The sequence below is a fragment of the Rhodanobacter sp. TND4EL1 genome (assembly GCF_054061035.1).
In genome coordinates this window covers 196,809-209,693 of record NZ_JBSSDT010000004.1, presented here as the reverse complement: position 1 = coordinate 209,693, position 12,885 = coordinate 196,809, and the positions used below count along the sequence as shown (strand labels likewise).

The 12,885-nt window shown below is 64.1% G+C and carries 11 protein-coding genes; 8 read left to right on the top strand and 3 right to left on the bottom strand.

Annotated elements, in window-relative coordinates; translation table 11 throughout:
• The first annotated feature begins 247 nt into the window (after nucleotides 1–247).
• Together ACVWWQ_RS14725 and ACVWWQ_RS14720 are read left to right on the top strand one after the other, a co-directional pair.
• On the top strand, nucleotides 248–2,473 hold the full coding sequence (locus ACVWWQ_RS14725; RefSeq protein ID WP_133951791.1) for an NADP-dependent isocitrate dehydrogenase: 2,226 nt from the start codon (nucleotides 248–250) through the stop codon (nucleotides 2,471–2,473).
• Nucleotides 2,474–2,605: 132 nt separating this feature from the next.
• The gene (locus tag ACVWWQ_RS14720; protein ID WP_133951789.1) at nucleotides 2,606–3,628 is read left to right on the top strand and encodes a TraB/GumN family protein; all 1,023 of its coding nucleotides are present in this window, start codon (nucleotides 2,606–2,608) and stop codon (nucleotides 3,626–3,628) included.
• 150 nt (nucleotides 3,629–3,778) lie between these two features.
• Here ACVWWQ_RS14720 and ACVWWQ_RS14715 read toward each other — a convergent pair whose 3' ends face one another.
• Together ACVWWQ_RS14715 and ACVWWQ_RS14710 are read right to left on the bottom strand one after the other, a co-directional pair.
• Nucleotides 3,779–4,723 (bottom strand): aldo/keto reductase, encoded by a 945-nt coding sequence (locus ACVWWQ_RS14715; protein ID WP_133951787.1) that lies wholly within the window; start codon nucleotides 4,721–4,723, stop codon nucleotides 3,779–3,781.
• Nucleotides 4,724–4,830: 107 nt separating this feature from the next.
• Nucleotides 4,831–5,010 carry a hypothetical protein gene (locus ACVWWQ_RS14710; protein ID WP_133951785.1) on the bottom strand — a complete coding sequence of 60 codons (180 nt, stop codon included), beginning with the start codon at nucleotides 5,008–5,010 and terminating at the stop codon, nucleotides 4,831–4,833.
• A gap of 105 nt (nucleotides 5,011–5,115) precedes the next feature.
• Here ACVWWQ_RS14710 and ACVWWQ_RS14705 point away from each other — a divergent pair, with 105 nt between their 5' ends.
• The 4 genes from ACVWWQ_RS14705 to ACVWWQ_RS14690 all read left to right on the top strand — a co-directional run bounded on the left by ACVWWQ_RS14705 (nucleotide 5,116) and on the right by ACVWWQ_RS14690 (nucleotide 8,939).
• Nucleotides 5,116–6,036, top strand: coding sequence for a LysR substrate-binding domain-containing protein (locus tag ACVWWQ_RS14705; protein WP_133951783.1), 921 nt, complete (start codon nucleotides 5,116–5,118; stop codon nucleotides 6,034–6,036).
• Nucleotides 6,037–6,094: 58 nt separating this feature from the next.
• Nucleotides 6,095–7,207 carry an S-(hydroxymethyl)glutathione dehydrogenase/class III alcohol dehydrogenase gene (locus ACVWWQ_RS14700; protein WP_133951781.1) on the top strand — a complete coding sequence of 371 codons (1,113 nt, stop codon included), beginning with the start codon at nucleotides 6,095–6,097 and terminating at the stop codon, nucleotides 7,205–7,207.
• Between the two features lie 214 nt (nucleotides 7,208–7,421).
• Complete coding sequence (locus tag ACVWWQ_RS14695; RefSeq protein ID WP_133951779.1) at nucleotides 7,422–8,375, top strand: class I SAM-dependent methyltransferase; 954 nt, start codon at nucleotides 7,422–7,424, stop codon at nucleotides 8,373–8,375.
• A 30-nt stretch (nucleotides 8,376–8,405) separates the two neighbouring features.
• Nucleotides 8,406–8,939 carry a pseudouridine synthase gene (locus ACVWWQ_RS14690; RefSeq protein ID WP_133951777.1) on the top strand — a complete coding sequence of 178 codons (534 nt, stop codon included), beginning with the start codon at nucleotides 8,406–8,408 and terminating at the stop codon, nucleotides 8,937–8,939.
• Between the two features lie 39 nt (nucleotides 8,940–8,978).
• Here the strand turns inward: ACVWWQ_RS14690 and ACVWWQ_RS14685 are convergent, their stop codons facing one another.
• The gene (locus ACVWWQ_RS14685; protein WP_133951775.1) at nucleotides 8,979–9,806 is read right to left on the bottom strand and encodes a TatD family hydrolase; all 828 of its coding nucleotides are present in this window, start codon (nucleotides 9,804–9,806) and stop codon (nucleotides 8,979–8,981) included.
• Nucleotides 9,807–10,289: 483 nt separating this feature from the next.
• On the opposite strand from ACVWWQ_RS14685, the gene ACVWWQ_RS14680 reads away from it, so the two are divergent.
• Both ACVWWQ_RS14680 and ACVWWQ_RS14675 read left to right on the top strand, forming a co-directional pair.
• Entirely contained in the window at nucleotides 10,290–10,742 is a 453-nt protein-coding gene (locus tag ACVWWQ_RS14680) for a post-PEP-CTERM-1 domain-containing protein (RefSeq protein WP_099654449.1), read from the top strand.
• Entirely contained in the window at nucleotides 10,739–12,739 is a 2,001-nt protein-coding gene (locus ACVWWQ_RS14675) for a PA domain-containing protein (RefSeq protein WP_133951773.1), read from the top strand. Before ACVWWQ_RS14680 ends, ACVWWQ_RS14675 begins: the two co-directional genes overlap by 4 nt.
• The last annotated feature ends 146 nt before the right edge of the window (nucleotides 12,740–12,885 follow it).

Below are 12,885 nucleotides of genomic sequence, written 5' to 3'. Positions count from 1 at the left end.
CCCTTTGGTGGCTGTGCTGACCGAATCGGAACCGACCCACGCGTAGCGTGTGCCCGAGGACCAAAACCTCCAGGGACACTACTCGACTGCAAGGAAGGTTCCCCCCTTCATGCGGCTGGGCCGCGCGCATTCTGGCACGGCGGCGGCTTCTTGCGCAGTGCGCGGTGGTCCGGGGGCGGCATTCGCGCGACAATGGGCAGTCTTCTTTCGCGGTTACGCCGCCCTTGCCAGGGAATCCCCGCTCGCCATGTCCCAGACCCCGAAGATCATTTACACGCTCACCGATGAAGCCCCCTTTCTGGCCACCCAGTCGCTGCTTCCCATCGTCGCGGCGTTTGCCGGCACCGCTGGCATCCGGCTGGAAACGCGTGACATCTCGCTTGCCGGTCGCATCATTTCGTTGTTCCCCGAGCACCTGAAGCAGGACCAGCGCATCGCCGACGATCTCGCCGAACTGGGCAAGCTGGCCACCACGCCGGAAGCAAACATCATCAAGCTGCCCAACATCAGCGCCTCGATGCCGCAGCTGAAGGCCGCGATCAAGGAGCTGCAGGGCCAGGGCTATGCGCTGCCGGACTACCCTGACGCGCCGGCCAATGACAGCGAGAAGGACATCAAGGCGCGCTATGACCGGGTCAAGGGCAGCGCGGTGAATCCGGTGTTGCGCGAGGGCAATTCCGATCGCCGCGCACCGGTCTCGGTGAAGAACTACGCGCGCAAGCATCCGCACAAGATGGGCGCGTGGAGCAAGGATTCGACCACCCACGTGGCGCACATGGACGGTGGCGACTTCTACGGCAGTGAAAAATCCACCGTGGTGGAGCAGGCCGGCAACGTCAGCATCGAATGGTTCGGCAAGGACGGCAGCCACAATGTGCTGAAACCGAAGACGGCACTGCTGGCCGGCGAGATCATCGACGCGGCGGTGATGAGCCGCAAGGCGCTGGCCGCCTTCATCGATACGCAGATCGAGGCGGCGAAACAGCAGGGCGTGCTGTTCTCGCTGCATCTGAAGGCCACCATGATGAAGGTCTCCGACCCGATCATGTTCGGCGTGGTGGTGGGCGAGTTCTACAAGGACGTGCTGGCGAAGCATGCCGATGCGCTGAAGCAGGTCGGCTTCAACCCGAACAACGGCATCGGCGACCTGTACGCGCGCCTGGGCTCGCTGCCGGAGGCGACGCAGGCGGCGATCAAGGCCGATCTCGATGCCGAGTACGCGCAGCGTCCGGGGGTGGCGATGGTCAATTCGGACAAGGGCATCACCAACCTGCACGTGCCCAGCGACGTGATCATCGACGCCTCGATGCCGGCGATGATCCGCGACTCCGGCAAGATGTGGAACGCGAAGGGTGAACTGCAGGACATCGTCGCGGTGATTCCTGATCGCAGCTACGCCGGCGTGTACCAGGCCACCATCGACGACTGCAAGGCGCACGGTGCGTTCGACCCGGCCACCATGGGCAGTGTGCCGAACGTGGGCCTGATGGCGCAGGCGGCCGAGGAATACGGTTCGCATGACAAGACCTTCCAGATCGCCGGCGACGGCGTGGTCAAGGTGATCGACGAGGCCGGCACTGTGCTGCTGCAGCACGACGTCGAGGCCGGTGACATCTGGCGCATGTGCCAGACCAAGGATACGCCGATCCAGGACTGGGTAAAGCTTGCCGTCAGCCGCGCGCGGCATACGCCGGCGGTGTTCTGGCTGGACCCGCAGCGCGCGCACGACGCGCAGGTGATCGCCAAGGTCGAGCGCTACCTGAAGGACCACGACACCAGCGGGCTGGACATCCGCATCATGGATCCGGTGGCCGCGACGAAGTTCTCGCTGGAGCGCATCCGCCAGGGCCTGGACACCATCTCGGTCACCGGCAACGTGCTGCGCGACTACCTCACCGACCTGTTTCCGATCATGGAGCTGGGCACCAGCGCGAAGATGCTGTCGATCGTGCCGCTGATGGCCGGCGGCGGCCTGTTCGAAACCGGCGCCGGCGGTTCGGCACCGAAGCACGTGCAGCAGTTCCTGGAAGAGGACTACCTGCGTTGGGATTCGCTCGGCGAGTTCCTCGCGCTGGCCGCGTCGCTGGAACATCTGGGCAGTCGTCACGAAAGTGCCGAGGTGGAGGTGCTGGCAAAGACGCTGGACCAGGCCAATGGCAAGTTCCTCGACACCGACAAGTCGCCTTCGCGCAAGGTCGGCGGCATCGACAACCGCGGCAGCCACTTCTACCTGGCGATGTACTGGGCACAGGCGCTGGCCGCGCAGGATGTCAGCCCGGCCTTGAAGGCGAAATTCGCGCCGTTGGCGAAAGCGCTGACCGAGAACGAGGACAGGATTGTTGCCGAACTGGCTGCCGTGCAGGGTCACGGCGTCGACATCGGTGGCTATTACCATCCGGACATCGACAAGGTGGGCAAGGCCATGCGCCCCAGTGCCACGTTGAACGCGGCATTGGCGCAGCTGTCGAAGTAAGGCACTCAATCCGGTTCGCGACGGAAGCGGGGCGCCCATCGGCGCCCCGTCTTCCGTCGCGCCAGTTGAATGAACGCACGCCGCCCGCACGGGTTGGCTGCACAATCACCGTTGGAGAGGGAGTGGCTCACGATGCGCGTTTGGCGAGGAATGCTTCCGATGCTGCTCGGTATCTGCGCGCCGTTGTTCGCGCAGTCCGTGCCCCCGTCGCCGGTGTCGTCGGCTCCGGCGCCGACACAGGTGGCCGACCTGCCAGCCGTGGTGGTCAGCGGTGTACAACCGGGCCCGGGTTTGTGGAAGGTCAGCCGGGGTGGCCATGTGATGTGGGTGCTCGGCACGCTGTCCCCGCTGCCGCGCGACATGCAGTGGCGATCGCGCGACGTGGAACAGGTGATCAGCGAATCGCAGCAGGTATTGCTGTTGCCATCGGTGAAGTTCAAGGCGGACGTGGGCTTTGTCGGCAAGCTCTTCCTGCTGCCCTCCGCCTACAGCGCCCGCAAGAACAATGATGGGGAAACCTTGCAGCAAATCTTGCCGCCTGCGGTATATGCACGCTGGCAGGTGCTCAAGCAAAAATACATCGGTGATGACCGCGGCATCGAACGCTGGCGGCCGTTGTTCGCGGCGCAGGAGCTCTATCACAAGGCAATCAAGGCGAATGGCCTGAGCCGGAGCGGTGGTGTCCCGGGCAGCATCGCCGCGTTGGCAACGCGCTACGGCATCAAGACGATACCGACGAGTTATCAGGTGGTGATCGAGCATCCGCACGCGGCGCTCAAGGCGTTCAAGCGTGCCGCGCCGCATGACACCACCTGCTTCATCCGCATGCTGGACAATATCGAACACGACATGCCGACGATGACCGCGCGCGCGAATGCATGGGCCACTGGTGACCTGCAGACCTTGCGCAACCTGCCGGACAGCGCCTGGCGTGATGCTTGCGTGGCGGCGCTGGCCGATGCCGGCTTTGCCCAGACGCTGGGCCTCGACGACGTGCCGACAAGGCAGCGAGCCACCTGGCTCGCCGCCGCCCGCGCTGCGCTGGCCAGTAATGCGCAGACCTTTGCGCTGCTGACGATGGACGAATTGCTGAAACCGGATGGCTACCTGGCCGCGCTGCAGTCCGAGGGCTACGAAGTCGACGCACCGGAGTGAAAGGCTTCGTCGTGCGGGAAATGTCCGCCGGCTTTTGTCTTGCGTCGTGCGTAACGAAAAGCGGCGGATAGTGCCCGCCCTGCAAATGCTCCATGCGTTGCTGTTGCGCCGGAGTGAACGGCGCGTCCGGCTATACGGGTATGTCGGAGATCAGGCGCTGGCGAGATCCAACCGGGCGATTTCGTTGTCGCTCAAGGCCAGCTCGGTGGCACCCAGCAATTCCTGCCACTGCTCCACGCTGGTGGCACTGACAATGGGGGCGGTGAGGCCGGGCCGGGCGATGAGCCAGGCCAGTGCAACTTGCGCCGGCGTGGCGCGATGGGTGGCGGCGATTTCGTCCAGCGCGGCGAGCACCTGCAGGCCGTGCGGATTCAGAAATTTCTTCACTGCCCCGCCGCGCGCACTGCTCTTGCCGAGGTCGGTGTCGCTGCGGTACTTGCCGCTGAGGAAGCCGCTGGCCAGCGCGTAGTAACTGATCACGCCGATGTTCTCGCAACGGATCAGCGGCTCCAGCTCCTGCTCGTAGCCGGCGCGGCTGACCAGATTGTATTCCGGCTGCAGGGATTCGTAGCGCGGCAGGCTGTGTTTCTTCGACATGGCCAATGCATCGGCGAAGCGTTCGGCGCTGAAGTTGGACGCGCCGATCACGCGCACCTTGCCGGCTTCGATCAGGCGCGCGAACGCGTCGAGGGTTTCCTCCATCGGCACGCTGGCATCGTCTTCATGCGCCTGGTACAGATCGATGCAGTCGACCTGCAGGCGCTGCAGCGATCCGTCGACCGCCTGCCGGATGTTCACCGGCGACAGGCCCGGCTGCTCGGCCCATTTGGCCACCTTGGTCGAGATCACCACCTGACCGCGCTTGCCGCTGGTCTTCAGCCACTTGCCGATGATGGTTTCCGACTCGCCGCCGTGGTTGCCGGGCACCCAGGCCGGATAGACGTCGGCGGTGTCGATCAGGTTGCCACCGGCGTCGACGAACGCATCAAGCAATTCGAATGAACGCTTCTCGTCGGCACTCCAGCCGAACACGTTGCCGCCAAAGGCGAGCGGGGCGATCGAAAGCGGCGAGTTGCCGAGCTGGCGCATGTGCATGGAGTACCTCGGATGGCAGCGACCGAAAGCGCTGTCCCCGGGCAGGGTGGCAGCGCGTGATTCTGTTGAAGTGGCTGCGGATCCCCGGCATTCAAGTGCGGTCTGGACTAACGGGGACGGGTCAGCCGTGGCCACACGTGAGTGCAGCAGGCCAGGAGGGAGCGCTGGGTCTCTTTGTCTTTGCACTGGCCGGGTTGCTCGGGTCGGGCATCGGCGTGCCAGTCGAGCTCGTTCTTGTTAGCAAGATGGCCGTGCAGGAACAGCAAGTCTTTCCAAATGGAGCTCATGAGGGGTCTCCCTGGGGATTGTGGCTTGGTAGGGCGTCAAGGTAGCCGGGTGAAAGGCCGCCAAAAAGCGATATATTCGCAAGCCAGACTTGAGGAATATTCAAAATGGGAAAGCTTCCCCTTGGCCTGCTGCAACAGTTCGTTCTTGTCGCCAGGCTGGGCAATCTTTCGCGCGCCGCCGAGCAGAGCAACCTCACAGTCAGTGCGCTCAGCCACCAGATGCGTCAGTTGGAGGAGCGATTGCAACGGCGCCTGCTCGAGCGCGGGCCGCGTGGCGTCAGCCTGACTGTCGACGGCCGCAGCCTGCTGGAGGCGGTCAGCGACCATGTTGACGGTATCGAAGATGCGTTGGCGGCCTATCGCGCGCGTCACCACGATGCGCTGACCCTCAGTGCCAGTCCGGGCATCATGTCGAGCTGGCTGGTGCCCCGGCTGCCACGGCTGGTTGCCACCCACCCGGAGTTGGAACTCACCCTGCAGTCCGGCTCCTCGCTGGTGAACTTCGCGCGCGAACCGGTCGATGCCGGCTTGCGCTACGGCCGTGGGGATTGGGCGGGCCTGCACGGCGAACGCCTGTTCGGCGAATGGATTGCCCCGGTTGCCGCGCCCGAATTGATTGCTCAGATGGGTGACGCCGATCCGCTCGATCTGGCGCGCTGGCCGCTGCTGGGTGATCCGAATCGCTCCAACCGCTGGAATGCCTGGTTTGCCCAGTACGGCGGAACCCCGCCCAAGCGCTATGTGGCGCATTTCGATACGGTCGACGCGTTGCGGCATGCGGCACTGGAGGGGCTCGGCGTGGGCCTCGGGCGAATGGTGACTTCCAGGTCGCTGATTGACGCGGGGCGACTGCGGGTGCTGGGCGATCGCTTCCTTCCCGTAGAGGAGGCGTACTGGTTGGTCTATCCACCGCGTTCGCTGGAGCACCGTGGTCTGCAGGTATTTCGTGAGTGGTTGCTGGCCGAAGCAGAGGATTATTGTCGGCAGATGCCGGGCATGGGCACGTGCGTGGCTGCCGGAAACTGACCTCGAACAGTTACCATGAGGCGCTCTACGTTTTTGTATCGCATCAAGGAGTGCCGCCATGAAGTCACGCGCCGCCGTTGCCTGGGAAGCAGGCAAACCACTGTCGATCGAAGAGGTCGACGTAGCCGGCCCGAAAGCCGGCGAGGTGCTGGTGCGCATCGTTGCCACCGGTGTCTGCCACACCGATGCGTTCACCCTGTCCGGTGCCGATCCGGAAGGCATGTTCCCGGTGATCCTGGGTCATGAAGGCGGCGGCATCGTCGAGGAAGTCGGCGAAGGCGTCACCTCACTGAAGGTCGGTGACCACGTGATTCCGCTGTACACGCCCGAATGCGGCGAGTGCAAATTCTGCCGCTCCGGCAAGACCAACCTGTGCCAGAAAATCCGCGTCACCCAGGGCCAGGGCCTGATGCCGGACGGCACGTCCCGTTTCTCGTTGAACGGCAAGCCGCTGCTGCACTACATGGGCACCAGCACGTTCAGCGAATACACCGTGCTGCCGGAAATCTCGCTGGCGAAGATCAACAAGGCGGCCCCGCTGGAGAAGGTCTGCCTGCTCGGCTGCGGCATCACCACGGGCATCGGTGCGGTGCTGAATACCGCCAAGGTCGAGCCGGGCGCGTCGGTGGCGGTGTTCGGCATGGGCGGCATCGGCCTGTCGGTGGTGCAGGGCGCGGTGATGGCCAAGGCCGGGCGCATCGTGGTGGTCGACACCAACCCGGCGAAATTCGAGATGGCCAAGATGCTGGGCGCCACCGACTTCGTCAATCCCAGGGATTACCCGGACACGCCGATCCAGCAAGTCATCGTCGAGCTCACCGACGGCGGCGTGGACTATTCGTTCGAATGCATCGGCAACGTCCACGTGATGCGGTCGGCGCTGGAGTGCTGCCACAAGGGCTGGGGCGAGTCGATCATCATCGGCGTGGCCGGTGCCGGGCAGGAGATCAGCACCCGGCCGTTCCAGCTGGTCACCGGGCGCGTCTGGCGCGGCTCGGCGTTCGGCGGCGTGAAGGGCCGTTCGCAGTTGCCGGGTTATGTCGAGCGCTACATGGCCGGTGAAATCAGGATCGACGAGATGATCACCGAAGTGTTGCCGCTGGAGCGCATCAACGACGCCTTTGACCTGATGCACGAGGGCAAGGTGATCCGCTCCGTGATCCACTACTGACGTAGAATGCGCGGGAGTCGCTGCCAGTGTCGAAGCTGGCGGCGATTTTCATTCTGGCCTCTGGTGATTGCATGGGGGCTGCGCCCGGGGTTGTCGAAGCCATGCGCTCGGTCAGGTGTCGATAGCCGGTGACGGGGGCGGGCCATCCACCCGGCCTGCACATGTTTTTGGTGATAGTGGGTTGTCCGCTCGAATGCACGCCAAGGAGTCCACCATGATTCGCGTCACCGCCATTGCAGGGAAGAGTTGGTTCGCCACCACGGCGGTGCTGCTGCTCGGCGCATTCCTGGGGCTGCCGGTCCCGGCCGCGGCGCAGATGGCGACGACGGCGACGACGGTGAGCGATCAGCCTGCGGATGAGCTGGTGCCACCCACCAGTGCCAGCGACTTCACCGCATCCCAGCTGGACAACATCCTGGCGGGAAGCTGGCGTTCGGCGGCGCATGCCGCACGTGACGCGTATCGTCACCCGAAGGCCACGCTGCAGTTCTTCGGCGTGCGACCCGACCAGACGGTAATCGAAATCACCCCCGGTGGTGGCTGGTATGCGGAAATACTCGCGCCGCTGTTGAATGACAATGGCCACTACATCGCCGCCGAGAAGGCCGCTGCCTCCGACGGCGAGGCGCGCAGTGACGACACGGCGTTGCGCAAGAAATTCGCCGCCGACCCGGCTCACTACGGCAACGCCCGCATCATCGAGTTCAATCCCGCGACGCCTGTGTTTGGGGCGCCGGGTTCGGCTGACGTGGTACTTACCTTCCGCAATGTGCACAACTGGACCGTGGGCGATTCGGCGCAGGCCATGTTCAAGGCGTTCTTCAACGTGCTCAAGCCGGGCGGCGTGCTTGGTGTGGTGGACCATCGGGCCGCCAACGGCATGTCGCTTGAGGCGACCAGGGACAGTGGCTACCTGCCCACCGCCTACGTGGTGAGGCTGGCCATCGATGCGGGCTTCGTGCTGGATGGAAGCAGCGAAATCAATGCCAATGCGAAGGACAATCGGGATCACCCGAAGGGCGTGTGGACGCTGCCGCCAACGCTGGCTCTGGGCGACAAGGACAAGGCGACCTACCAGGCAATCGGCGAGTCTGACCGGATGACGTTGAAGTTCGTCAAGCCGGCCGTTCCGGCCAGTGCTGCCACGTCGGGAGTCGGCGGCAGGTAACGGGTCGATGCGTCCCGGCTTGGTCTGATCATGCTCATTGCCCTCAACAAGCCCTATGGCGTGCTCTGTCAGTTCACCGACGATCGTGGTCGTGCCACGCTGGCGGATTTCGTGCATCAGAAAGACGTCTATGCGGCCGGACGACTCGATCAGGACAGCGAAGGGCTTTTGCTGCTGACCGATGATGGACGGCTGGCGCACAGGCTTACCGATCCGCGCCACAAGCAGGCCAAGACCTATCTGGCCCAGCTGGATGGGAGCATTGATGACGCGGCGCTCAAGGCGCTTTCACACGGACTGGTCCTGAGCGATGGCCCCACCTTGCCGGCCGAGGCCATCCAGGTGGACGAGCCTGGCTGGCTGTGGCCGCGCGTTCCACCCGTGCGTTTTCGCAAGACGATCCCGACCAGCTGGATCAGTCTTACCTTGCGCGAAGGCCGCAACCGTCAAGTGCGACGGATGACCGCCGCAGTCGGCTTTCCCACGCTGCGCCTTGTTCGCGTGCGCATCGGCGACCATGCGCTCGCCGACCTGCCGCCCGGCGAAACCCGCCGCCTCGCGTAGGCGCCCGCTCGCGGACGATGCTCTTGGCGTCGACGCGGATCAGACCGGGCCGCCATCTTCGAGCGATTCCCGCGGCAGTGTCGGCAATCCGAAAAACGCCTGCGCTGTCGCGGTGCTGTTCGCGGCCGTGACCTCCACGCTCTCACCGCGGTCGCGTGCGATCTCTTCGCAGATATGTTTCAGATACATCGGCTCATTGCGTCGGTGGGCCGGCTGCGGGCGGACCGTGCGCGGCAACAAGTACGGCGCATCCGTCTCGATCATCAGCCGGTTCGCCGGAATTTCGCGCACCAGTTCGCGCAGATGCGTGCCGCGCCGTTCATCGCAGATCCAGCCGGTGATGCCGATGTGGCAATCCAGCGCCAGGTAGTCGCGCAGCGCCTCGCCGGTATCGGTGAAGCAGTGCACCACCGCACCCGAAACCTTGTCGCGGTAGCGCCGTAGCAAGTCGATGAAGTCCGCATGGGCATCGCGCTGATGCAGGAACAGCGGCTTCTGCGTATCCACCGCGATTTGCAGCTGACGTTCGAACACCTGCAGCTGCACGTCACGCGGCGAATAGTTGCGATTGTAGTCAAGGCCGGTTTCGCCGATCGCGCGCACCGCGGGATCCTGCGCCAGCCGACGCAGTTGCGTGTCGGCGGTATCGGCATAGTCGACGGCATGGTGGGGATGGACGCCTGCGGTTGCAAACAGCAACTCGGGGTGGTCGGTCGCCAGTTCCAAGGCTTTTTCGCTTCCATCGACGGAAGCGCCGGTGACAATCATTCGCCTGACGCCATGCGTCTGCGCACGTTGCAGCACAGCATCAAGATCGTGATGGAACGATTCGTGGGTGAGGTTGGCGCCGATATCGATAAGAGACATGCTTTTTCCCGGACATTCATTGAGCATGTTGCCAGAACTGCGGCGCGGGTTTTCTGTTCTCGCGGCAAAGATCCGCATGCGCCAGATCGGAATGGCCGAATCAGCAGTGCATTGCAGCACGCCTGATTGGGGCGCGAACGCGCAGGTTTCGTTGCGGGCCCTTTTCATGTGGGCAGGGCGATCGTCGCATCCGCACAGGGGAAATCGCAGGCGGATCGTCGGTATCGTGACTCGCTGCCGCGCGGCCTTTCGCGCTTCCACAGGCCTCGGAAAAAACCGCGTTGACCACCGCGGAAACTTGCGATAGGTTCCATCGACGGTGTCTCATTTTGATGCCGTGGGGGATCAGAGCTTGCGCGATGGGGGGCTTTCGCGCGATCTCGTCGAATCCGTATCGGAACATCCATACAGCACGCGTGGAAACGCGCGTGGCGGGCTTTTGCACGCCTGAAACGGGGCGTTGCTTTTAACGGGAGGGGTTGCATGGACAAGAAATGGATAGTGCGCGGTTCGAGTCTGGCCTTGGCTGGATTCTTCATGGCCACGATGGTCAGCGCAGCCGAGCCACAGGCGGCAGCGCAAGCCGCGTCGGTGACGGTGCAGGGTGTGCAGGTGGCGATTTCGCCGACCGGTCAGCTCGTGGCACCAACTGCAGAACAGCGTGCTTCGTTGTCACGCGCGATGCTGCAACAGTCCGCCGCTGCGTCAACGAAGATCGGCGCGCTGGGCCAGGATGCGGCGCCGCGCAACGAAGCTGAGGCACGCGCCACGTTTCGTACCATCAAGCTTCGCAATGGTCATACCGCCGTGGGCATGGCGTTGCCGGAGAACCTGATGAGCAGCCTGGTCGCCGAACGGAAGGCCGATGGCAGCTTGAGCATCCATCACGCCGGCGACACGCCGAACGCTTCGACCGCGGTGGAGGTGACGAAATGATCCGTCGCAATCGTTTGTTCAACGCTTTCCTCGGGCTCGGCCTGATTTTCATGGCGGGCCAGGTATCGGCCGCCGATATCAAGATCGCCAACCAGGATGTGGGCACCGGTCAGGGCCTGGACGACCCGACGCCGGCCACGCCGATTGGTGGCAACCCGGGCACGACCCGGGGCCAGCAGGCGCAGATCGTGTTCCAGTTTGCCGCGGACATCTGGGGTGCGGTGCTGCAAAGCGACGTTCCGGTCACCGTGAGCGCCAGCTTTGCCAAGCTGAGCTGTGATGCCAACTCGGGCGTGCTTGGCTCGGCGGGCACCACCAACATCTTCTCGTTCAACGCGCCGGCGCCGACCGGTGCCGTGGCAAACACCTGGTATCACTCGGCCCTGTTCGATGCGCTCAGTCATCAGGATGCCAATCCGGGTGCCGCCGATATCCGCGCCCGCTTCAACGGCGCGCTGGGCTCGACCGGCTGTCTGGAAGGTTCGGACTGGTACTTCGGCCTGGATGGCAAGCAGGCGCCGGGTCAGATCGACTTCCTGAACGTGGTGCTGCATGAAATCGGCCACGGGCTCGGTTTCTCCGGCTTTGGCAGCCTCACCACCGGCGCGCCGCTTGCCGGAAACGACGGCGTCGGTCGTCCCGATATCTACTCCACGTTCGTGTACGACAACACGCAGCAAAAGGGTTGGTACGCGATGACCAATGCCCAGCGCGTTACCTCTGCGCTGAACGATGGCAACCTGGTGTTCACCGGCAGCCATGTGAAGGCCCAGGCTCCGCTGGCGTTGGGCAAGACCACCACCCTGCACATCTCGGCTCCGGCCGGCGCCGCCGGTGACTACAACTTCAGCCAGAGCGGCAGTCCGATCCCGGCTACTCCGGCCAACTTCAGCGGAACGGTCGTGCAGGCGACCAGTGCCCCGCAGGCACCCGGCGTCAGCACGTTCGAAGGTTGCAACCCGTTCACCAATGCATCCGCCGTGGCTGGTCATCTCGTGTTGATCGATCGGGGCACCTGCTCGTTCGACATCAAGGCCGGCAATGCCATCGCCGCTGGCGCCACCGGTGTGATCATCGCGAACAACCAGGCCGGCACCATCGTGCCCGCCATCTCCGTGAGCATTCCGGTGATCTCGGTTACCCAGGCTGATGGCAGCAAGTTCAAGGCGAATTTGAGTGGTCTCACCGGGGCGCTGGTGCTGGGCAACAGCCTTGCCGGTGCGGACGCGGCTGGCAACGTGCAGCTGTACGCGCCGACCGTATTGGCCCAAGGCTCGTCGTTCTCGCACTACGACACGCGTCTGACACCCAATGCGCTCATGGAATATGCCATCAACGCGGATCTGGCCGGCCACATCGACCTGGATCTGACGCCGGCGCTGTTCCAGGACGAAGGCTGGCAGGTGAATGCAGGTACGCAGAGCCTGCTGGGTTGCGACAGCGGTATCCCGACCTGGCTGCCCGGCGGCGTGGTGATCGGTGCCAACGTGGTGGCCAACGCCAAGATCATTGCCGCTGCTGCCCAGACCGTGGATGCCTATCGTCCGGCGGTACGCGCTTATGCGACCAGCCTGGCGACCGACAGTCTCATCACCAGCGGTCAGGCGAGCAGCCTCAACACCTGCCTCAGTGATGCCGAGACCTTGAAGCAGTGGAAGGCGTGGAGTGCGTTTGCGCCGCAGGACATTTCCGCAGGCGTCACCGTTCCGGCGCAATCCGGCGCCGCAGCGTCGAGCAAGGTGTACACGCTGGCCGTCCCTGCCGGGGCACTGGGTCTGAGTCTGCGCACCTTGGGCGGCACGGGTGATGTCTCGATCTACGTGAAACTCGGATCGCAGGCTTCGCCGACTGACTTCACCTGGAAATCGGTGCATGCCCGGACCAATAGCGAGTCGGTGTTGATCGCGCGTCCGGATGCAGGAACGTACTACGTCACGGTGTATGGCGAGACGGACTTCAGCGGCGTGTCGGTGCTGGGCAACTTTACCCAGCGGTAGGACGAGGGTCACCTGGCAGTGACGGCCCTTGGTCGTCCTGCCGGGTGTCCTGAATCAATCGCGATCAGGCTCGCCGTCGTTCCGAAACTTCGTGGCAGATGAAATGCCTCGATGCGGGACATCGCGTCCGTCGGGCGATCCGCGAA

Excerpts from the sequence above, each read along its gene's own strand:
- ACVWWQ_RS14715 (WP_133951787.1), bottom strand. The coding sequence starts at position 4,723 with ATGCACATGCGCCAGCTCGGCAACTCGCCGCTTTCGATCGCCCCGCTC.
- ACVWWQ_RS14690 (WP_133951777.1), top strand. The coding sequence starts at position 8,406 with ATGCTCATTGCCCTCAACAAGCCCTATGGCGTGCTCTGTCAGTTCACC.
- ACVWWQ_RS14685 (WP_133951775.1), bottom strand. The coding sequence starts at position 9,806 with ATGTCTCTTATCGATATCGGCGCCAACCTCACCCACGAATCGTTCCAT.
- ACVWWQ_RS14675 (WP_133951773.1), top strand. The coding sequence starts at position 10,739 with ATGATCCGTCGCAATCGTTTGTTCAACGCTTTCCTCGGGCTCGGCCTG.
- ACVWWQ_RS14725 (WP_133951791.1), top strand. The coding sequence starts at position 248 with ATGTCCCAGACCCCGAAGATCATTTACACGCTCACCGATGAAGCCCCC.
- ACVWWQ_RS14680 (WP_099654449.1), top strand. The coding sequence starts at position 10,290 with ATGGACAAGAAATGGATAGTGCGCGGTTCGAGTCTGGCCTTGGCTGGA.
- ACVWWQ_RS14695 (WP_133951779.1), top strand. The coding sequence starts at position 7,422 with ATGATTCGCGTCACCGCCATTGCAGGGAAGAGTTGGTTCGCCACCACG.
- ACVWWQ_RS14720 (WP_133951789.1), top strand. The coding sequence starts at position 2,606 with ATGCGCGTTTGGCGAGGAATGCTTCCGATGCTGCTCGGTATCTGCGCG.
- ACVWWQ_RS14700 (WP_133951781.1), top strand. The coding sequence starts at position 6,095 with ATGAAGTCACGCGCCGCCGTTGCCTGGGAAGCAGGCAAACCACTGTCG.
- ACVWWQ_RS14705 (WP_133951783.1), top strand. The coding sequence starts at position 5,116 with ATGGGAAAGCTTCCCCTTGGCCTGCTGCAACAGTTCGTTCTTGTCGCC.
- ACVWWQ_RS14710 (WP_133951785.1), bottom strand. The coding sequence starts at position 5,010 with ATGAGCTCCATTTGGAAAGACTTGCTGTTCCTGCACGGCCATCTTGCT.